The organism is Acinetobacter sp. ANC 5045, assembly GCF_004331005.1.
Classification (GTDB): domain Bacteria; phylum Pseudomonadota; class Gammaproteobacteria; order Pseudomonadales; family Moraxellaceae; genus Acinetobacter; species Acinetobacter towneri.
In genome coordinates this window covers 33,076-54,901 of sequence record NZ_SJNS01000006.1, presented here as the reverse complement: position 1 = coordinate 54,901, position 21,826 = coordinate 33,076, and the positions used below count along the sequence as shown (strand labels likewise).

The following is a 21,826-nucleotide window of genomic DNA, read 5'->3' as shown; positions in this document are numbered from 1 at the left end:
GAACTACAAATTAAAACATGAAATTAAAGCGGCAAAGGTCGCTTTTCTTTATACTCACGTTTTAGCTTTTAGCGAAATCTAGTGAGACATTTCAGACATCAACTTATCACCTAAAAAAATAATAACACGCAGTATCTGCTTTATTGTATAAAAAACCGCCTAAATTGGCGGTTTTTTGTTATTTGCTGTAAGAATGTGTCAATGACTATTTATTTTCTAAATAGTATGCAGGATATGCATTTAAGATTAGCCATATCTACTAAAGTCTAAATTATGATACATATAAAGCATACGATTAGGCTTAGGAATAGTGAATTATGGCGTTTTACGGTGATACGGACTCACAAGAAACCCAAGAATGGCAAGACGCCTTTGATGCTGTGTTACAACATATGGGTACTGAACGGGCAGCATTTTTACTCGAAAAACTGTACCAACGTGCAATTGCAAAGCATGTACCCATTCAGCGATTAAATACTCCTTACCTCAATACCATTTCAGTGGAAGAACAACCTGCCATGCCGGGCGATCAGGATATGGAGCGTCGTATTCGCGCCCTGATTCGCTGGAATGCGTTGGCAATGGTATTGCGTGCCAATAAAACAGGTGATGATTTAGGTGGTCACCTTGCAAGTTTCGCATCTTCAGCCACATTATATGATGTTGGTTTTAACCATTTCTTCCGTGCCAATAGTGATCATTTTGGCGGTGATATGATCTACTACCAAGGTCACTGTGCACCCGGTATTTATGCCCGTTCATTTTTAGAAGGGCGTTTAACCGAAGATCAATTAAATAATTTCCGCCGTGAAGTGGGCGGTAACGGTTTACCTAGCTATCCACATCCTTATTTAATGCCTGACTATTGGCAGTTCCCAACGGTATCGATGGGTCTGGGTCCAATCATGTCAATTTATCAGGCACATATTCAAAAATATTTAATGAACCGCGGTTTGATTAAAGAAGAAGACCGTAAAGTCTGGGCATATCTAGGCGATGGTGAAATGGATGAGCCAGAAAGTTTGGGTGCAATTTCACTGGCAGGTCGTGAAAAGCTAGATAACCTGATTTGGGTGGTGAACTGTAACTTACAGCGTTTAGATGGCCCTGTACGCGGTAACGGTAAAATCATTCAAGAACTTGAGTCGTTATTCCGTGGCGCAGGTTGGCGCGTGATTAAAGTGGTCTGGGGGCGTCATTGGGATGCTTTATTAGACAAAGACGACACAGGTGCATTAAGAGCCATTATGGAAGAAGCGGTGGATGGTGATTATCAGCGCTTGCAAGTGAAAGGTGGTGCATACGCTCGTGAGAAATTCTTTGGTAAATATCCTGAAGCCAAAGAATTGGTCAAAGATTTAAGCGATGAAGATATTGATAACCTGAACCGTGGTGGTCACGATCCATACAAAGTATTTGCGGCGTATGCTGAAGCATGTAAGGCCAAAGGTCAGCCAACGGTCATTTTAGCCAAAACTGTCAAAGGTTATGGTTTGTCTGATGAAATTGAAGCGGTGAACAAAACCCACCAAATCAAAAAAATGCAGTTGGATTCTTTAAAATATGTACGTGACCGCTTCAACTTGCCATTTAGCGATGAGCAACTTGAAGAAGTGCCGTTCTATCGTCCAAGTGAAAATTCGCCTGAATTGAAATATATGAAAGCGCGTCGCGAAGCGTTGGGTGGTTATTTGCCTGCGCGTCGTAAAGACAGCGAAGCTTTACAAATTCCTGAATTATCAGTTTTCGATTCAGTCTTGGCAGGTTCAGGTGGCAAAGAACAATCGACCACTATGGTGATGGTGCGTTTGATTTCTGCCCTGCTCAAAGAAAAAGCCATTAAAGACCGTGTGGTACCCATTGTACCCGATGAAGCACGTACTTTTGGTTTAGAAGGCATGTTCCGTCAACTGGGTATTTATGCCGCACATGGGCAAAAATACACCCCTGAAGACCAAGAACAATTGATGCATTATCGTGAAGCCAAAGACGGTCACATGCTGCAAGAAGGCATTAACGAAGCAGGTGCAATGAGTGCTTGGGCAGCTTTGGGTACCAGTTATTCGACCAATAACTTACCAATGATCCCAATGTATATGTATTACTCCATGTTTGGTTTCCAGCGGATTGGGGATATTGCATGGGCGGCAGGTGATGCACAGGCGCAAGGTTTCTTGTTGGGTGCCACTGCAGGACGTACCACACTCAATGGTGAAGGCTTGCAACACCAAGATGGTCACTCGCATATTTTAGCCAATACTATTCCAAACTGTGTGTCCTATGACCCATGCTTTGGTTATGAGCTTGCCGTGATTGTGCATGATGGTTTGCAACGCATGTATGTCAATCAGGAGCGCGTGTTCTATTACCTCACCGTAATGAATGAAAACTACGAGCATCCTGAAATGCCACAAGGTGTGGAAGAAGGCATTAAGCGCGGCATGTATTTACTGCAGGAAGATGAAAAAGCCACGGTTCAATTGCTAGGTTCAGGTGTGATTTTGCGTGAAGTCATCAAAGCGGCGAAAATCTTGCGTGAAGAGTATCAAATCCACTCGAATGTCTACAGTGTGACCAGTTTTAATGAATTGGCGCGTGATGGTATGGCGTGTGAAGAATACAACCGTTTGCATCCATTGGCTGAAGAAAGCAAAGAGCCGTGGATCTCACAACAGTTACGTGGCAAAGATGGCATTGTCGTGTCTGCTACCGATCACATGCGCGCCTATAGCGAGCAAATTCGCGGTTACTTGCCAGACAATCGTCCATTTGTTGCCTTAGGTACCGATGGTTATGGTCGTTCCGATACCCGCGGTAACTTGCGTAGCTACTTTGGGGTCGATGCTGCACACATTGTGGTAGCCACCTTGAAAAAACTGGCTGATGAAGGCGAAGTCGATGCGCGTTTGGTCAAAGATGCAATCTCGACATTTGAGTTAGATACAGATCGTCCTGTCGCGTGGGCACCGCAAGCGGTTCCTGAAGTACAAGCGGTTGCTGACTACAAAGAGGAGCACTGATCATGCAAATTCAAACGCCTGATATTGGTGTCGATAAAGCCACTGTTGCAGATATTCTTGTCAAAGTTGGCGACACGATTGCAGTTGATGACAGCATTGTCCTATTGGAATCAGACAAAGCCTCTGTTGAAGTACCCAGCACCGTTGCAGGGGTGGTGAAAAGTATTTTGGTACAACAAGGCGATGAAGTGACTGAAGGTGCGGTGCTGATTGAATTGGAAACTGAAGCTCAAACGGCAGCTGCTACAGAAGTTGCTGCACCGCAAGCCCAAGTGGACGCGGCACCGAAGCAAGATGCTGAACCAGTGGTCGCTGCAGCACCAAGCTCAGCGACATCAAACACTGCGCAAGAAGTAGATGTACAAGTACCTGACATTGGCGTGGAAAAAGCCGTTGTTGGGGAAATTTTAGTACAAGTGGGCGATGCGATTGATGTGGATCAAAGCATTATTGTGGTGGAGTCGGACAAAGCTACAGTAGAAGTGCCAAGTACGGTGTCGGGTACAGTTACCGCTATCCAAATCAATACGGGTGATACCGTAAAAGAAGGTGTGGTGATTCTGAAAGTGAAAACCGCCGCTGCTGCAGTCACACAGGTGGAAACACCTCAAGTGGCATCAGCAGAAGCGGCTGCTGCAACAGCGAGCGCAGCAACTGCATCTGCACCACAAACAACAGCATCAGCACAGGTTGAAGTCGCAGTGCCTGATTTAGGGGTCGATAAAGCCACAGTGGCAGAAATTTTGGTACAAGTAGGTGATACAGTTGCCGCTGACCAAAGTTTGATTGTGGTGGAATCAGACAAGGCTACGGTAGAAGTGCCAAGTACTACTGCAGGCGTGATTCAAGCGATTCATGTAGAATTAGGACAAAGTGTTGCGCAGGGCAATGCCTTAGTGACGATAGTAACTGCAGGCGCAGCTGCACCAGCAGCAGTTGCGGCAGCGCAAGTTGCCTCTGCACCAAGTGCATCGCCAGCAGTCAGTGCTGCATCTACAGCACAAACCACGACAGTTGCAGCAAGTGCGCATACGAATGTAGATAAATTGAGCAAGGCGCAACATGAAGCCAATGCAAAAGTGTATGCAGGCCCTGCTGTGCGTAAACTGGCACGTGAGTTGGGTGTCGTTTTAGCCGATGTAAACGCCACTGGCCCACATGCACGTGTACTCAAAGAAGACTTGAAGGCTTATGTTAAAGCGCGTCTTACTGCGCCGCAGACGGCTCCTGTCGCTGCTACAACACAGCAAGTTACAGGTTTGCCAAAGCTGCCTGACTTTACTGCATTTGGTGGCGTGGAAGAAAAAGGTTTGACGCGCTTACAACAAGTGTCAATTCCGCAATTGTCCCTGAACAATTACATCCCACAAGTCACGCAATTTGATTTGGCCGATATTACTGAGCTAGAAGCGTGGCGCAGTGAATTGAAAGCTAACTTCAAAAAAGAAGGTGTTAGCTTGACCATTTTGGCGTTCATTGCCAAAGCAGTAGCGCATTTGCTGAAAGATGAGCCATATTTCGCTGCGCATCTGGCAGACGATCAAAAGTCTGTGCTGCTGCGTAAAGAAATCCACATGGGCATTGCGGTGGCAACCCCCGATGGTTTAACCGTGCCTGTACTACGTAATCCAGATCAGAAATCGATTAAACAAATTGCGATTGAACTGGGTGAGTTGAGTCAAAAAGCGCGTGATAAAAAGTTGTCGCCTAAAGATTTACAAGGTGCAAACTTTACCATCACCAGTTTAGGTTCGATTGGTGGTACGGCATTTACGCCGTTAGTGAACTGGCCACAGGTTGCGATTTTGGGTATTTCACCAGCGACCATGCAGCCTGTCTGGAATGGTGAAGGTTTTGATCCGCGCTTGATGTTGCCGTTGTCATTGTCGTATGACCATCGGGTGATTAATGGCGCAGATGCAGCACGTTTTACCCATAAACTGACGCAATTGTTGGCAGATATTCGTAGCTTGCTGCTCTAAACTCAGAAAAGCTTTATAAAACCCTGCTGCGGCAGGGTTTTTTGTCACTGCCGTTATTCGGCTAAATTTGCTTAACCGCAGTATTCCGTTTAGAATAGCTGTACTTCATTGGGGAGTAGCCGCTTTTTACTAATTTCTGTTTCAACTGAATGCAGTAAAAAGGTGATGGTCAACATATTTGTTCCACAGAACATGGTCATCATAGCAAAGAACCAAGTCTGCTTTTTCAAGCTTTCTTTTGTTGGCAAGACCTTTGATTTATCACTCTGCAGATTTTGGCTAGCAGGAGGGATAGGTCATTGGTATGTGTGCTAGCCAGAGAAAAACATCATGTATGAATTCCTCATCTCGACTGCCATTGTCGCCTTAGCCGAAATGGGTGATAAAACCCAACTATTGGCTTTATTACTCGCGGCACGTTTTCGTAAACCTGCTCCAATCTTGGTTGCTATTTTACTGGCAACACTCATTAACCACGGACTTTCTGCAGTTTTAGGGCAGTGGATTACCACGGTACTTAGCCCAGAAATTTTATTGTGGATTTTGTCTTTAGGTTTTATTGGCATGGCGATTTGGATGCTTATTCCAGACCAGCTAGATGATGAAACTGAAAGCATCAACAAGTGGCAAAAATACGGTGTATTTGGCGCGACCTTTGTATTGTTCTTTTTGGCAGAAATTGGCGATAAAACTCAAATTGCCACAGTGGCTTTAGCCGCACGTTATGACAGCGTGTTTTGGGTCATGCTTGGAACCACTTTGGGGATGATGCTGGCCAATGCACCTGCGGTATTTATTGGTAATAAATTAGCGACCCGATTGCCAATTGCTTTAATTCATAAAATTGGTGCACTGATTTTCCTAATTATTGGTGTGTCGACTTTGGCGCAACATTATTTATTCTAAATTATTCATTAAAATGCATAAATCCTGAGCAAACTGCTCGGGATTTATTTATGTGAATGGTACTGCAATTCACTGATATTTCAGATAATCTGAGCCATTTTATTTATTGTAACTTTCCATAAATAGCTATATGTTATTCAGTGATAGAAAATCTATTTTTAAAATGAAAAAATTGGGGATTGGTTATGGCATTTGACCGTACAACATCGCAGGTCTTATTTGATAATGGGACACATAAATGTATTAGTTTTACCAGTTTGGTCAAAGGTGAAGGTGTTCAGGCCAACCAATTTCTGATCATTGATAATAACCGTGCCGCAGTGCTAGACCCAGGTGGCGACCTGACCTATGTACCACTGACCATGGAATTAAACAAATATACCCGTTTGACCAATCTTGACTATGTCATGGCATCGCACCAAGACCCAGACATCATCACTTCAATGCCGCGTTGGTTGGTCTATACCGAAGCAAAAATCGTAGCATCAAAATTGTGGGCGCGTTTCTTGCCGCACTTAAGCTCATCTTTTATGAGCGACCGTATGAAAGGCAACTGGTTAGATCGTTTGGTGGAACTGCCAGATGAAGGTCAGGCAATTCCTTTGGGCGAGTCTAAAATTATTGCTGTGCCTGCGCATTTCTTACACTCTGTTGGTAATTTCCAGTTTTATGATCCTATCGCCAAAATTTTATTTTCTGGTGATATGGGTGCGTCAATGGTGGAAGATGCTTCAATTCCATTGACTGATTTTGCTGCGCATATTCCTGCGATGAAAGGTTTCCATCAGCGCTATATGTGTTCCAATAAAGTGATTCGCCTATGGGTGAATATGGTACGCACCATGGACGTTGAAATGATTGTGCCGCAACACGGTACGCCATTTGTGGGCAAAGAACAGGTGAACCAATTCCTAGACTGGATTGAAACATTGGAATGTGGCGTCGATTTGATGGATGAACACGTTTTTAGCTGCCCTGAATAAGCGACAAAAAAAAGCTGAAAAAACTGTAAAAAAAACTTGAGTGCAAAAACAACTTTTTTTAAGATTTTCGCCCAAAAACGATTTTTTTGATGACGAGAACTTAACGAATGTTGTCTCAAGTACCTACAGCCGATGCCTGCTTAAGCTGCGGCGCGTGTTGCGCTTATTTCCGTGTTTCATTTTATTGGGCTGAAGGCATGAATATGCCTGAGCACTACACGGAACCAGTAACAGCAGTCTATTCATGCATGTGTGGTACCAATCAGAGTCAGCCGCGTTGTGTCGCTTTAGAAGGTGAAGTCGGACAGCAAGTGAGCTGCGGGATTTATGAATTACGCAGCAGCTCTTGTAAAGAAGTGCAAATTGCCGATGATCAATGCAATAAAGCACGTCGTGCGCATAACATGATTCCATTTGTGCAAGTCGATCCAGCCATTTCTGTGAATGATGATGACTTCGATCAAGTGGTTTAATGGTGCTTTAAGTTGTTGATCGCAATCCAGATTGGAAAAGCAAAGCTGCGGCTTTGCTTTTTTTGTGGCTCAATTTTGGGTAGATAGCCAAATCATGATTCAGATTGAAGCGGCTTTATCTGCCTGAAAAATGAAACCTCGCAAGTTTTAAACTTGCGTGGCTAAAAAGCAAACTAGGAGTGAAAACCTCAATTTTTAGATGAAAATTACCGATTTTTTCATGCTGCATCCCCCAGAAGGGCAGAATAAAAAATATTTCTTAGAGAACAAATGAAATTTGTGCCCAGATTTGTTTATAATGGCTCACGGAAATTACCAGTGAGACTGTTATGCTGACCATCGTTCAAGAAGCGTTAACCTTCGATGATGTCTTATTACTCCCTGCCTATTCTACTGTTCTCCCAAAAGATGTCTCCTTAAAGACACGTTTTACGCGCGGCATTGACCTGAATATTCCTTTGGTTTCAGCAGCAATGGATACGGTGACTGAATCTCGTATGGCAATTGCGATGGCGCAAAACGGTGGTATTGGTATTTTGCATAAAAACATGGACATCGTTGCGCAAGCAGCCGAAGTGCGCCGTGTGAAAAAATTTGAAGCGGGTATGGTGAAAGACCCGATTACCGTAACGCCAGAAACTACAGTACGTGAATTGATTGCGCTGACTCAAGCCAATAATATTAGCGGTGTACCTGTAGTAAAAGATGGCAAAGTTGTCGGTATTGTGACAGGACGTGATACACGTTTTGAAACCAACCTTGAACAACCTGTCAGCAATATCATGACAGGTCAAGATCGTTTAGTGACAGTACGCGAAGACGAATCTAAAGAAAACATTCAAGCTTTATTGCAACAGCATCGTATTGAAAAAGTCTTGGTGGTGAATGACCAGCAGGAATTAAAAGGCTTAATTACGGTCACTGATTTCCGTAAAGCAGAATTGTATCCAAACAGCTGTAAAGATGACTTAGGTCGTTTACGCGTGGGTGCTGCAGTGGGTACAGGCGCAGAAACACCAAGCCGTGTAGAAGCATTGGTTGAAGCAGGTGTCGATGCGATTGTGGTTGACACTGCACACGGTCACTCTGCAGGCGTAATTGAGCGTGTACGTTGGGTAAAAGCTAACTATCCACAAGTTCAAGTAATTGGCGGTAACATTGCAACTGGCGATGCTGCTTTGGCATTGTTAGATGCAGGCGCAGACGCAGTGAAAGTGGGGATTGGCCCAGGTTCAATCTGTACCACACGTATTGTGGCAGGTATTGGTATGCCGCAAATCTCTGCAATTGACGCTGTTGCCAATGCATTGAAAGAACAGATTCCATTAATTGCCGATGGTGGTATTCGCTTCTCTGGTGATATGGCCAAAGCGATTGGTGCAGGTGCAAGTACCATTATGGTGGGTTCATTGCTTGCTGGTACTGAAGAAGCACCGGGCGAAGTTGAATTCTTCCAAGGTCGTTACTACAAAGCATACCGTGGTATGGGTTCATTGGGTGCAATGGCGGGTGCAACAGGTTCTGCAGACCGTTATTTCCAAGACTCGAAAGCAGGTGCAGAAAAACTTGTACCAGAAGGTATTGAAGGTCGTGTACCGTACAAAGGCCCAATGGGCAACATCGTGCATCAGATGATGGGTGGTTTACGTTCATCTATGGGTTATACAGGTTCTTCAACCATTGAAGATCTACGCCAAAATGCTAAATTCGTGAAGATTACTGCAGCAGGTATGCAGGAATCTCACGTGCATGATGTGACGATTACTAAAGAAGCGCCGAACTATCGCGTTGGTTAATATGAACTATCGCGTTGGTTGATATTTAGTAGCATTTTCAAATAAAAGCCGTCATCAATGTGACGGCTTTTTCATTTTTGGTGTAAAGTAACTCGCAGTAAAAAAGTGATGATAAAGATCACCCCTAAGAAGTGAGAACAATATGAGTTATTTTGGTACAGACGGCATTCGAGGGAAGTTTGGAGAGTTACCAATTACACCTGATTTTGCATTAAAACTAGGTTTTGCAGCAGGTAAAGTTTTAAAAAAACACACCAAAAAAAATAAACCTATTGTGGTATTAGGTAAAGATACACGTCTTTCAGGCTATATTTTAGAAGCAGCATTACAAGCGGGTTTAAATGCCGCAGGTGTCTATGTGCATTTGCTCGGCCCATTGCCGACGCCCGCTATTGCGCACTTAACCCGCGCTTTGCATGCCAGTTTAGGCATTGTGATTTCAGCATCGCATAATCCGTATTTTGATAACGGGATTAAATTTTTCTCGGGCGAAGGGAAAAAGCTGCCAGATGCCTTGCAAGAAGAAATTAACCAAGAATTGCAGCAAGAATTAAAAATTGATGATACGGCCAACTTGGGTAAAAGCGTTCGTGTTAAAGATGCCAATGGGCGTTACATCGAGTTTTGTAAATCGACCTTTCCATATCATTTAGATTTAAATGACCTCACCATTGTGGTCGATTGCGCCAATGGTGCTGCCTACAATGTTGGCCCTGCGGTATTCCGTGAATTAGGTGCGAAAGTGATTGCCATTCACAATGAGCCAAATGGTTTAAACATCAACGAAAATTGCGGCTCAACCCATCCTGAAAGTTTGCAAAAAGCAGTGCTTGAGCATCAGGCGGACTTGGGTGTTGCATTTGATGGTGATGCAGACCGTGTGATTTTGGTGGATAGTCAAGGCAAGCAAATTGATGGTGACCACATTTTATATATTCTTGCCACACAAGGCTCGAAAAAACCTGCAGGTATTGTTGGGACGTTAATGAGCAATATGGCGCTGGAATTGGCGTTAGAAAAAGCCCAAGTACCATTACTCCGTGCCAATGTCGGTGACCGTTACGTGCTACAAGGTCTGGAAGAAAATGGCTGGGTTATTGGTGGTGAGCCATCGGGGCATATTTTGACTTTGGACAAGAGCACCACAGGTGATGCAATTATTGCTGCCTTGCAAGTGTTAACGGTGATGGTCGAACAAAATAAAGCCCTACATGAATTGGTGGCAGATTTTAAACTGTTGCCAAATGTGCTGGAAAACGTGCGCTTAGCAAATATGTTTGATCCGTATACCGTTCCTGCCTTGGTGGAAGAGTTTGACCGTGCTACGGAACAGCTGAAAGGTCGTGGACGCTTATTGATTCGTAAATCGGGCACTGAACCTGTGATTCGTGTCATGGTGGAAGGTGATGATTTGGCTGAAGTGAAGGCAATGGCGAAAGATTTAGCAGATGCTGTACGTCGTCATGCCGTCTAAAAGGGGGGTAAATCGTGAGTGATTTAATTAAAGATTTAAGTGAGCTGCGTTTAAGTTACCAAAAAGGTGAATTGCTAGAAGCACAGGTCAGTGCCAATCCGCATATTCAGTTTTTGAATTGGTTTAACCATGCCTTAGAAGCCAAGCTGCATGAACCGTATGCGATGTCATTGGCGACTGCCAATGCGCAAGGTCGTCCGCATGTGCGTACTGTGTTGCTGCGTGGAGCCACCGAAGCAGGCTATGACTTTTATACCAATTATGACAGTCAAAAAGGGTTGGATTTAGCGGCCAATCCTTATGCTGAATTGTTATTTTACTGGCCTGAACTGGAACGTCAGATTCGTGTCAGTGGCTATGTCGAAAAAATTGATGAGCAAGAATCGACTGCGTATTATCACAAACGCCCGCGTGATAATCAGATCGCTGCGCATATTAGCACTCCGCAAAGTGGTGTGATTGCCAGTCGTGAAGAACTACAGGCGCGTTTCCAAGACTTGCATGCCCAAGTGGGTGATCAATCTGAATTGCAAAAACCCGTATTTTGGGGTGGCTACCGCTTGCAGCCTGATTATTACGAATTTTGGCAAGGCCGTCCGAACCGTTTGCATGACCGCTTAGCTTATGAAAAAATTGAAGGTGACTGGAAACTACAACGCTTGATGCCTTAAATGACTGGAAATTATGTCAAAAATTCTAATAAAGCAAAGACCTTTACTTACACGCCCTGAAAACTTTCAGGGCGTCTCTACATTTGTTGCCCAAATTTTAGCGCGCCGTGGCGTTGCGTCTGAGCAGGAGCTGGAACTTAAACTGAAGCACTTGCTTGCTCCAAGCATGAAAGGTCTACCAGAAGCAATTCAGCTGATGGATCAGGCGATTGATCAGCAGAAAAAAATTGTAATTGTGGGCGATTACGATGCCGATGGCGCGACCAGTACCACACTTATGATTTTGGCATTGCGCGAAATGGGCGCACACGTGCAGTATTTAGTACCTGACCGTTTTAAATATGGTTATGGCTTAACCCCCGCCATTGCCGATTTGGCTTTTGAGCGTTATGCACCTGATTTATTAATTACGGTAGATAACGGAATTTCCAGTCATGAAGGTGTGGAGCGTGCGCAAGCTTTGGGGATGCAGGTCATCATTACCGATCACCACCTCACCACAAAAGCCACTCCAAATGCAGAGGCTGTGGTGAATCCGAATCAATTGGGTTGTGATTTCCCAAGTAAAGCCTTGGCAGGTGTGGGCGTGGCATTTTATGTGTTGGCCAACTTATCCAGTCAGCGTAAAAAACAGGGTAAATCTGCTGCAAATTTAACGCAATATTTAGATTTGGTGGCTTTGGGCACCTATGCCGATGTCGCTAGTCTGGATTATAACAACCGTATTTTGGTGGATGCAGGCTTGAAACGGATACAGCAGAATTTATGTCGTCCTGGGATTAGCGCATTGCTGGATTTGGCAGGACGTGAACCCGCACAGCTCAAAGCGCAGGATTTGGGTTTTGTCTTGGGGCCACGTATCAATGCTGCAGGGCGCATGGAAACCATGGACATTGGAATCGAGTGTTTACTGGCAGCGGATATGCAAAGTGCTTATGCTTTGGCGCGTCAGTTAAATGCTTTGAATCAGGAACGCCGTCAGGTTGAAGGGCAAATTAAACAGGATGCGCTGGCAGAGTTGGAAAAGCTGCAGTTAGATCAAAGCGATTTACCGCATGCCTTGATCATGTTTGAAGAACATTGGCACCAAGGTGTAATTGGAATTGTTGCAGGACGCTTAAAGGAACAGTTTCATCGCCCTGCGATTGTATTTGCTGCCGATGAAGATGGTGAGCATATTAAAGGCTCTGCCCGTTCAATTGAGGGGATTCACATACGTGACACCATTGAATTGGTTGCAGAGCAATATCCACATTTGGTGAGTCATTTTGGTGGACATGCGGCTGCGGCAGGTTTGACCATAAAAAAGGTGCACTTTGCAGAATTTAAACAGGTCTTTGAACAGATCATTGCGCAAATGGATGCGGATTTATTTCATGCTGTGCTATGGACAGATGGTGAATTGCCGCAAGAAGCTTTTGATTTACACACGGTAGATTTATTACAGCATTTGGCGCCGTGGGGACAAAAGTTTCCGCAGCCTGTGTTTGAGGGACGGTTTAAAGTGGTTGATTTTAGATGGTTGAAGGACGCTCATTTAAAATTGCGTTTGGCATTGGACAATGGACAAGTGGTTGATGCGATTGCGTTTGGTGCTAAAGATAAATTTGAATTTAACCCGATGCGGGATGATGTGCGTTTGGTTTATGAGTTAGAGCGCAATGTGTTTAATGGCAATGTGAGTTTGCAGTTGCAGATTGTGCATTTGGAGCAGTAATCCAAATAAAAAAATCCGCTCAAATTTGAGCGGATTTTTTTGCTTTTAATGTAAGGGATTAGAAGCGGAATGTACCATTGATGCCGTAAGAGTCCGCACCATCAGTTGTCGTGTAATTCACACCTACAGCAAATGCTGGGGTAAAGAATTTTTGTGCACGTACATTAAAGATAGTATCAAAATCTTCTTCTGTTGAATCTGCAAAAGAAACACCAACGCTTAAAGTTGGGTCGATATAAAGGTCTGCACCTAGACGATATACTGTTTCATCTGCAAAATAGGTTGCACCTTCAAAATTAGTATAATAGTTACCAATTTGAGTGACATATTTTGCGCGAAGTGTTGCAATAGTATCATCTTCAGCAGTCCAAATATTTGTAAAGCTGTTGATAAAACCGATTTGGCTTGCTTGGATTGGGTCAATATTTTCTTTTGCAACACCAGCTGCTAATAACAAACTATTGATTGGTAAATAACCCACTTCCAGTGCATAACCTGTGTTGTCTGCCGAGATCGAATCTTCATCATCTTCGATTGTAATTTCAGAACGGTTTAATTTGGCGGATTCAAGCGGCAAGTGCAACAGTATAAAAACCAGACATAACTTCACTCGGTGTATACCAACCTAGGGTTTTTCTAGGACGATGGTTGAGTGCAAATTCTATCTGCTCTATTTGTTCGTTTGACACGTCATCAAACGATGATGATTTTGGCAGATATTGCCGGATTAAACCATTCGTATTTTCATTTCTAGCTCGCTGAATAGACTTGTAAGGATCAGCAAAATACGTCTCTATGCCAGCATCAGTAATTCTTTTGTGTTCGGAAAATTCTTTGCCATTATCAAATGTCACACTATAAGCATGGCTCATTTGTAAACGATCTAATGCACAAGTAATCGTTTTAGAGGATTCTCTCGTTGACCCTAAATGAACAATATGTACATACAGGCTCTTTCGATCAACGAGAGTCAATAAAGCACCTTTATGATGTTTACCAATCACCGTGTCACCTTCGAAATCTCCTAAACGTTGTCGTTGATCAATGACCTGGTCTCGGTAGTGAATACTTGTTTTATCAATGATTTGCCCCCTACGATCCGTGTTTTTGTAACCGCGTTTTCGATATTTCTTCTGATGCCTTAAGTGTAGATGAAGTTTACCACCTTTTGATTTATCTTGATAAATGTACTGGTAAATCCACTCATGTGAAGGTACATCCAGCCAACCGCGTTGTGTTAAAGCACCTGAAATTTGTTCTGGTGACCAGTCCAAACCAATCAAATAATCAATATAAGCGAAGGCAAATGCTGTCATTGATGATGAAGGACGGTACCGTCTTTGACTTGCAAATTTAGCTGCCTGTTGAGCTCTATATCCACGTTGCCCAGTATTTCTTTTTAATTCACGGTAGATGGTTGATCGTGAACGTCCTAACTCCCGAGCAAGGGTAGCGATTGAACTTTTACTTTTCAAAGTAGCATAAATTTCGTATCTTTCATCTTGAGAAAGTTGGGTGTATTTCTTCATTGTGTGCTTTCCAATTGCGGGTTGAAAAAGTCTAATGATTCTATGAATACACCTAACTTTTTCAACTAACTACAAATGTGTTGCACTTGAGATTTGAATCTGCGGGGCGTAAAAAAGCACCCTTCCGAAGAAGGGTGCTATTTGAGTAAGGAATTAGACTTAAGCTTAGAAGCGATATTTCGCAGCGACACCAAAGCGGTTGTAGTCAGCATTACCAACTTCACCAAAGCCTACACGACCTTCCAAACTGACTTGTGGTGTAAAGAATTTACGTGCACTCACACCAAACTCATCATTATCGTTGATATCGTTGCTGTAATAATCGACACCTACACTTAGCGTTTTATCAATGAAGTAATCCGCAGCAAGATTGTATTCATCGAGATCACCAAAAGCAGCACCTGCTTCAAGGTTGATGTCTTTACCATTCGAAAGTGTAGTTACGTATTTAGCACGTAAAGTCGGGTCTACACCATCATCACGGTCATTATCCCAACCTTTAAGACCTGCTGCGATTAACAAGCCTGGTGCTGGTAAATAACCAACTTCTGCACCATAGGTGGTTAAATCATTGTTTAGGTCATCATTGTCTTTCAAGTCATGACCGCTCACATTACCACTTAAGTAAAAGTCTGAATTCGGTACAAAGTACTCTGCACCTACGCCGTAAGTATGCGCTTCATTGTCGCCAACTTCGTCATATTGGTATTTGGCATTTACGTTGCTAGCACGATCAAGGAACGCTGCTTCTGCCAAAGGTGCATTACGGGTTTGTACAGGGTTAAAGTAATAAGTACCATCTACACCGAATGAACCGCTTGAACTGCCGTTGTCTGGATCAATCAGTCCTGCTGATGCACCAATTTCAGCTTGATATGCGTTCGCAGTACCAGTGATAGCCAAAGCTGAAAGTAGGGCTGATGCGATTGCTAATTTTTTCATGGAAAGTACCCCTCTGAAATCTGGTTAACAGTTAAACTTTTTGTTACAACTTTCAGTCTAGGCGAAAAAAAATCAGCGTCAATCACAGGAAAGTTGCCGCTTTGTTACAAGCGTAAATTTGTGTAATATTTTGAGTTTAAGTGATTGAAATAAAAATGAAATAATTAAATGTTTTGTTTTATTAAAACTATGTGTATTTTGTGAATTTTACTAAAGTTGATCATTAAATCATCAAACTTGTTTCATCTTTGTTTTATTTTGGCGGGTTGAAGCAATTACCATACACCACTTTTTAAGCATGTTTTCAGCTGAATGTGTCAGGCAAAAAATCAGGGCGATAGATCGGCCATTAAGATAAATATCCGTGTTAATCGTGCATGCTATTTTAGGTTGGATATCATCAGGCTTTCACTTTAAAAGTTTAAAGCGATCTTTATTTTTAACCACATTTAGCATTCAACTTATAAAAGCTGAAAAGTTATGCTGGAATTTACAGCAGGATAGAAATGCCAGAACATGTCTGTGCTACAATTATCAGTTAATAAGCTTCATTGTTAATTGAGAGAATTTACGTGGAAATTAATCCTTATCTAAACCAATTAAAAGACTTGAACGAACGTGGTCAAACACTACGGGGGTATCTTTGACTACGATCTGAAAAAAGAGCGTTTAGAAGAGGTTCTCCGCGAGTTAGAAGATCCTGCAATCTGGAATGATCAAAGTCGTGCGCAAGCCATGGCCAAAGAAAAGGGCGAGCTTGAAAACGTGATTCATGTTCTAGAAGGTTTGGCGACCCAGTTAGAAGATGCCCAAGCCATGCTGGATTTAGCCGTTGAAGCCGATGATGAAGATTTATTGGTGGATGTGCAGTCTGAATTGACTTCTGCAGAAGAAGAACTGGCGAAATTAGAATTCCGCCGTATGTTCAGCAATCCAATGGATCCAAACCCATGCTATGTCGAAATTCAGGCAGGTTCGGGTGGTACAGAAGCACAAGACTGGGCATCGATGCTGTTGCGTATGTATATGCGTTGGATTGAACGTCACGGCTTTAAAGCAGAATTGATGGAAGAGTCGGATGGTGATGTAGCAGGGATTAAATCTGCGACTATTCGCGTTGAAGGTGAATATGCGTATGGTTGGTTGCGTACCGAATCGGGCGTGCATCGTTTAGTGCGTAAATCGCCATTTGACTCAGGTAACCGTCGTCATACGTCATTCTCTGCGGTGTTTGTTTCGCCAGAAGTTGATGACAACATTGAAATTGATATTAACCCTGCCGATGTTCGTACCGATACTTACCGTGCTTCAGGTGCGGGTGGTCAGCACATTAACAAAACTGACTCTGCGGTACGTTTAACCCACGCACCTACAGGTATTGTGGTGGCATGTCAGAACCAGCGTTCGCAACACGCCAACCGTGACCATGCGTGGAAACAGTTACGTGCTAAGTTGTATGAACTGGAAATGAGTAAACGTAATGAGGCGGCTCAAGCTTTAGAAGACTCGAAGTCTGATATTGGTTGGGGCAGCCAAATTCGCTCTTATGTATTGGATGATTCACGTATTAAAGACTTGCGTACAGGCGTGGAAACTTCAAATACAGGTGCGGTTTTAGATGGTGATTTAGACAAGTTTATTGAAGCCAGTTTAAAGCAGGGTCTATAAGTTACGGTCTGTAAGATCCTAATGAGCCTGCCCAATTCAGTGAAGTTGCTTAAAAAATTATATAAATCGTAAAAAAACGATATTAATATCGAAAAAATACGATATATTAAAAGCAGCTGCTGAATTGGGCTTATATTTACGAATATGTGTCTGAATGATGGATGTCGATTTAATCTTTAAAGCCTTAGCCAATCCTACCCGTCGGCAAATTTTAGAATGGTTAAAAGCACCAGAACAATTTTTGTCGGTAGATGAGTGTGGCGACTTTAAGCGTGGCGTATGTGCAGGACACATTGAGCGTTTGGGCAACGTGTCGCAATCGACCATGTCAAATCATTTATCGGTACTGCAACAGGCAGGTCTTATTCGTGCAGAAAAATATGGACAATGGTCGTATTTTTCTCGTAATGAAGCACTCATTCAGCAATATGTCGAATATTTAAAACACTCACTTTAACTGTGAGATTAGAGGCAAAAATGGCTGAATTAGACTCTCCTTTAGTTTTGGGTGATCTGCATCTAAAAAACCGTGTGGTGATGGCACCTTTAACCCGTAGCCGCGCCAGCGATGACCGTGTTCCAACGCCAATGATGGCAGAATATTATGCACAGCGTGCCAGTGCAGGTTTGATTCTTTCAGAAGCAACGGTAATTTCTGAAGAAGCCAATGGTTATTTAAATACCCCAGGATTGTTTACCGATGCTCAAGTGCAGGGTTGGAAACTCGTTACCGATGCCGTGCATGCCAAAGGTGGTTTGATTGTGGCGCAACTGTGGCATGTAGGTCGTGTTTCACATCCAAATTTACTCAATGGCGCAACACCAGTATCGGCAAGTGCGGTACAACAAGCGGGTTATGTCAGTTTGTTGCGTCCTAAACGTGAATATGTGTTGCCACGTGCCTTAGAAATTGCAGAAATCCACACCATTACCGAGCAATATAAACAAGCCGCCATCCGTGCCAAAGAAGCAGGATTTGATGGGGTAGAGTTGCATGCAGCCAATGGTTATTTGATTGATCAATTCCTGCAAAGCAAAACCAACCAACGTGACGATGAATACGGTGGTTCGGTTGAAAATCGTGCGCGTTTCTTGTTAGAAGTGATGGACGCCTTAATTGAAGTCTGGGGCGCAGGTCGAGTCGGTGTGCATTTAGCACCACGTGGCGATGAGCACGACATGGGAGATGATGATCCACGTGAAACCTTTGGCTATGTCATGCAGCAATTGGGGCAGCGTAAAATCGCCTTTTTCTTTACCCGCGAATATTTAGCCGAAGACAGCATTTCCCAAGAAATGAAAGTACGTTCAGGCGGTGTGCCATATATCGCGAACATGCGTTTAAGTCGTGCTGATGCCGTGGAATTATTGGCTTCGGGCAAGGCCGATGCGGTGTCATTTGGTAAGGCGTATATTGCCAATCCAGACTTGTATGAGCGTTTATTGGCAGATGTACCTTTAAACGAACTCAAGCTGGAAAACATGATTGGTACAGCCGTTGCAGAAGGCTATATCGATTATCCAACTTTGGCGGAAACACAACACGCTGTAGAATAAAAGCCAGTATAGCGCCACATGCAATTAACATGCGCGTGTGGCTCTGTTATATTTTGCCGATAATCTTTCTTTGGGGCGCATCTTTTGGCTACTCCATTTTGGTATAACGCAGCCTTGGCGCTGTTAAAACCGATTTATCAGTCACGTATTCGTAAACGTGCCGAATATCCTGAGCAATTACAACAAGAACTGCTTGAGCGTTTTGGCCCATTTCAGCCTGCTAAAAATTTACATGCCATTTGGTTTCATGTGGTGTCGGTGGGGGAAACTAATGCCGCACAACCTTTAATTGAACATTATTTAAAAGTGGGACATCCCGTTTTAGTCACCAATACCACCAAAACGGGGCAGGCACGCGCCAAATCATTATTTTTAAAAGCACCGTATTTAGATTTATTTCAAGCCGTGTATTTACCTGCCGATCAGGTGCATTTAATTCGTGAGTTTTATCAGAAATATCAGCCTAAATTATTGGCACTGGTCGAAACAGAATTGTGGCCTAATTTGATTGATCAGGCGCAGCATTTTCAAGTCCCGTGTTTGTTGATTAATGCGCGGCTTTCGGAAAAATCGGCCAAAGGCTATGCCAAAGTTAAAGGATTGACTCGTGGCATGTTGCAAAATTTGCAGCAACTTTTGGCGCAAGACTCTGCCACACAGCAGCGTTTTATCGCATTGGGGATGCCTGCCGAGCGTACCAACGTGGTGGGTAATATTAAATTTGATATTACTGCGCCAGAAGATTTTGTAGAGCAAGCCGCGCAGTTGCAACAGACATGGCAATTGGTACATCGCAAAATTATTACCCTTGCCAGTACCCATGCGCCTGAAGAACAGCAATTATTGACTGCACTGAAACCTTATTTCGCACAGCATCCTGAACTGTTATGTATTGTTGTGCCGCGCCATCCAGAGCGTTTTGATGAAGTGGCTATGCAGGTACAAAAACTGCAACTTAATATGCAGCGCCGTAGCTTGGCTGAAGCGATTCAACCTGAAACACAAGTGTATTTAGCCGATAGCATGGGTGAAATGTGGTTGTGGTACGCCTTAAGTCAGGCCTGTTATGTCGGTGGTTCGCTGAATGAACCTGGCGGTGGGCATAATATTTTAGAGCCTTTGGCCTTAAATGTCGCCACGGTATTGGGCAAAAATTATTTTAACTTCCAAAGTATTGTGGATGAGTTTGTTGCAGCAGAAGCCGTGTATGTGGTCGAAAATGCTGAACAAGCTGTAAATACGTTAACGCAATTGTTGTTTGAACCTGCGTTACGTGCACAGCTGAATCAAAATGCTCAAGTGATTATGTATAAAAATCGTGGCTCTTTAACTGAGCATATTCACGTGATTAATCAGTATCTTTAAATATGAATATCGTTTTGCTTGACCCGCGACAGACCACAAATGAAGTGTGGTCTATTAGCACCCAGCGGCAAGTGCAGCATTTGCATACGCATGTTGGTGTGCAAGTCGGTGACACCTTGAAAGTCGGGATTCGTGGTGGCAAGCGTTATTTGACCGAAGTGGTGGAAGTCAGCGAGCAGCGAATTCAAGTCAAAGCCCTGCATGAAGAAGCTGTCCCAAAAAAACTGCCTGTGACCCTGATTGTGGCTTTGCCGCGCCCCAAAGTATTGCGTCGTTTAATTATGGATAGCGTGACGTTAGGTGTGGAAAAAATTATTTTACTGCACAGCTATCGGGTTGATAAAAGCTATTGGCAAACGCCATTTTTGCAGCAGCTCGATCAATATGTAACTTTGGGCTTGGAACAAGCAGGCGATACCATTGCACCTGAGATCCAACTTTATAAACGCTTTAAACCCTTTGTGGAAGATGTTTTGCCCGGTTTGATTTCTGCCGATTGTTCTGCTTATGTGGCGCATCCTTATACCGATCAAGCTATGCCACATGCCATCCAACATCCATGCAGTATTGTGATTGGCCCAGAAGGTGGATTTATTCCCTACGAAATTGATTTGCTCGAAAAAAACGGCTGCCAAGCGCGGCACTTGGGCAACCGTATTATTCGTACTGAAACTGTGATTGCTTATGTTTTAGGGCGTTTGTTTAGTGCGGGCTGAATCATCTTCATTGACTGCTGCATCACCACGATAAACTTTCACTTCCTGCACAGGATAAGGAATCGAAATGTGATGTTCGGCAAAAGCGGCAATTACCCGTTCTTGCACTTCACTGATGGATGCTGAAGTGGTGGTTTCCGTCGTATTTACCCACCAACGCACATTTAAATTAATCGAAAAATCGGCCAAGGCAGTGACATTGACGCTAAATGCAGGTTGGCTCAAGATTTTTATGTCACGGTCTAAAATGGCCAAAATAATATCTTTGGCTTTTTGTACGTCATCTTCATAACCAATACCGACCACAAACTCGCAACGACGACGGGTATAAGCCGTATTGACCGTCACGGCACTGGTATACACCGTAGCATTTGGAATCACGATGCGACGTCCATCGGGAGAGCGCAGGAAGGTGGCACGAATCTGAATATCTTCTACCGTACCTTCCATATTATTTACGATAATGTCATCACCAATTTTAAATGGCTCACCAATCAAAATCAGCACGCCCGATAATAAATTCTGGAAAATATCTTTAAAAGCAAAACCAATTGCAACAGAGCCTAGACCCAAAGCACTCATCAGTTGGCTTGGGGTAAAACCCGGAATTGCAATCACCATCGCAATCAGAAAACCAAAGAAAATAATTGCGGAACTACCGACCCGATTCAGCACCAAAACCAAATTTTGTCGGGTATAGGAACGATTGTTCAGGGTCTTGCGAATAAACCATTTAAACAGTCGGGCAAGCAGCCAAAACAGAATCAGCACCACGGCTGCAATCATCAAATACGGCACACGTTCCCAAAATCCTTCCATAATTTTGTCGATGGTGGAGTAGGCGTCATTGTACTTGGCCGTATGATTGATCACGGTTTGCGTGGTTTTTTCAGTGGCTTCCTGCAACAGCTGACTGGTGTTTTCAGAAACTTCACTGAGTGAGGGTTTGGATTCTGCCACGATAATTCCGAATTCAAAATGAAGTGACTATTTTGCCTGAAAAACTCAATTTGGTTAATGAAGCAAT

17 protein-coding genes, 1 pseudogene and 1 riboswitch are annotated in these 21,826 nt (G+C 43.5%); of the genes and pseudogenes, 14 read left to right on the top strand and 4 right to left on the bottom strand.

From position 1 onward, the window contains the following. The first annotated feature begins 317 nt into the window (after positions 1–317). From aceE to recJ, 9 genes are all read left to right on the top strand, one after another. A complete protein-coding gene (gene aceE, locus E0H79_RS06720; RefSeq protein ID WP_096901655.1) occupies positions 318–3,020 on the top strand; it encodes a pyruvate dehydrogenase (acetyl-transferring), homodimeric type in 2,703 nt (900 codons plus the stop codon). 2 nt (positions 3,021–3,022) lie between these two features. Continuing rightward, positions 3,023–5,002: a 2-oxo acid dehydrogenase subunit E2 gene (locus E0H79_RS06715; protein WP_131261208.1), complete on the top strand. Its 1,980-nt coding sequence runs from the start codon at positions 3,023–3,025 to the stop codon at positions 5,000–5,002. A 98-nt stretch (positions 5,003–5,100) separates the two neighbouring features. Further along, a riboswitch (yybP-ykoY riboswitch) is annotated at positions 5,101–5,260 on the top strand. 72 nt (positions 5,261–5,332) lie between these two features. After that, positions 5,333–5,908 (top strand): TMEM165/GDT1 family protein, encoded by a 576-nt coding sequence (locus E0H79_RS06710; protein WP_004974251.1) that lies wholly within the window; start codon positions 5,333–5,335, stop codon positions 5,906–5,908. A 185-nt stretch (positions 5,909–6,093) separates the two neighbouring features. Then, positions 6,094–6,891 (top strand): MBL fold metallo-hydrolase, encoded by a 798-nt coding sequence (locus E0H79_RS06705; RefSeq protein ID WP_004974253.1) that lies wholly within the window; start codon positions 6,094–6,096, stop codon positions 6,889–6,891. 107 nt (positions 6,892–6,998) lie between these two features. Next, positions 6,999–7,364 (top strand): YkgJ family cysteine cluster protein, encoded by a 366-nt coding sequence (locus E0H79_RS06700; RefSeq protein ID WP_004974255.1) that lies wholly within the window; start codon positions 6,999–7,001, stop codon positions 7,362–7,364. Positions 7,365–7,693: 329 nt separating this feature from the next. Then, positions 7,694–9,160: an IMP dehydrogenase gene (gene guaB, locus E0H79_RS06695; RefSeq protein ID WP_004974257.1), complete on the top strand. Its 1,467-nt coding sequence runs from the start codon at positions 7,694–7,696 to the stop codon at positions 9,158–9,160. Positions 9,161–9,302: 142 nt separating this feature from the next. Next, a complete protein-coding gene (gene glmM / locus E0H79_RS06690) occupies positions 9,303–10,634 on the top strand; it encodes a phosphoglucosamine mutase (RefSeq protein WP_131261207.1) in 1,332 nt (443 codons plus the stop codon). 14 nt (positions 10,635–10,648) lie between these two features. Then, positions 10,649–11,305 carry a pyridoxamine 5'-phosphate oxidase gene (gene pdxH, locus E0H79_RS06685; RefSeq protein WP_131261206.1) on the top strand — a complete coding sequence of 219 codons (657 nt, stop codon included), beginning with the start codon at positions 10,649–10,651 and terminating at the stop codon, positions 11,303–11,305. Positions 11,306–11,318: 13 nt separating this feature from the next. Continuing rightward, positions 11,319–13,022: a single-stranded-DNA-specific exonuclease RecJ gene (gene recJ, locus E0H79_RS06680; protein ID WP_131261205.1), complete on the top strand. Its 1,704-nt coding sequence runs from the start codon at positions 11,319–11,321 to the stop codon at positions 13,020–13,022. 58 nt (positions 13,023–13,080) lie between these two features. On the opposite strand, the pseudogene E0H79_RS06675 reads toward recJ, so the two are convergent. The 3 genes and pseudogenes from E0H79_RS06675 to E0H79_RS06665 form a co-directional block, all read right to left on the bottom strand. Beyond that, positions 13,081–13,587 (bottom strand): annotated as a pseudogene (locus tag E0H79_RS06675) (putative porin); the annotation flags it as partial. A 1-nt stretch (position 13,588) separates the two neighbouring features. After that, on the bottom strand, positions 13,589–14,551 hold the full coding sequence (locus E0H79_RS06670) for an IS30 family transposase (protein ID WP_131261203.1): 963 nt from the start codon (positions 14,549–14,551) through the stop codon (positions 13,589–13,591). 165 nt (positions 14,552–14,716) lie between these two features. Next, positions 14,717–15,493 (bottom strand): putative porin, encoded by a 777-nt coding sequence (locus E0H79_RS06665; RefSeq protein ID WP_004974263.1) that lies wholly within the window; start codon positions 15,491–15,493, stop codon positions 14,717–14,719. A 572-nt stretch (positions 15,494–16,065) separates the two neighbouring features. On the opposite strand from E0H79_RS06665, the gene prfB reads away from it, so the two are divergent. From prfB to E0H79_RS06640, 5 genes are all read left to right on the top strand, one after another. Beyond that, a protein-coding gene (prfB, locus tag E0H79_RS06660) for a peptide chain release factor 2 (protein WP_104852716.1) occupies positions 16,066–17,161 on the top strand; the annotation gives its coding sequence in 2 pieces (ribosomal slippage) (positions 16,066–16,137 and positions 16,139–17,161; 1,095 coding nt in all). Positions 17,162–17,318: 157 nt separating this feature from the next. After that, complete coding sequence (locus E0H79_RS06655; protein WP_019837093.1) at positions 17,319–17,618, top strand: ArsR/SmtB family transcription factor; 300 nt, start codon at positions 17,319–17,321, stop codon at positions 17,616–17,618. Between the two features lie 20 nt (positions 17,619–17,638). Then, the gene (locus tag E0H79_RS06650; RefSeq protein WP_131261202.1) at positions 17,639–18,718 is read left to right on the top strand and encodes an alkene reductase; all 1,080 of its coding nucleotides are present in this window, start codon (positions 17,639–17,641) and stop codon (positions 18,716–18,718) included. Positions 18,719–18,802: 84 nt separating this feature from the next. Further along, on the top strand, positions 18,803–20,083 hold the full coding sequence (locus E0H79_RS06645) for a 3-deoxy-D-manno-octulosonic acid transferase (RefSeq protein WP_131261201.1): 1,281 nt from the start codon (positions 18,803–18,805) through the stop codon (positions 20,081–20,083). Between the two features lie 2 nt (positions 20,084–20,085). Further along, positions 20,086–20,799 carry a 16S rRNA (uracil(1498)-N(3))-methyltransferase gene (locus E0H79_RS06640; protein ID WP_131261200.1) on the top strand — a complete coding sequence of 238 codons (714 nt, stop codon included), beginning with the start codon at positions 20,086–20,088 and terminating at the stop codon, positions 20,797–20,799. On the opposite strand, the gene E0H79_RS06635 is transcribed toward E0H79_RS06640, so the two are convergent. Next, a complete protein-coding gene (locus E0H79_RS06635; RefSeq protein ID WP_131261199.1) occupies positions 20,773–21,759 on the bottom strand; it encodes a mechanosensitive ion channel family protein in 987 nt (328 codons plus the stop codon). The genes E0H79_RS06640 and E0H79_RS06635 overlap by 27 nt on opposite strands. Positions 21,760–21,826: the final 67 nt, after the last annotated feature.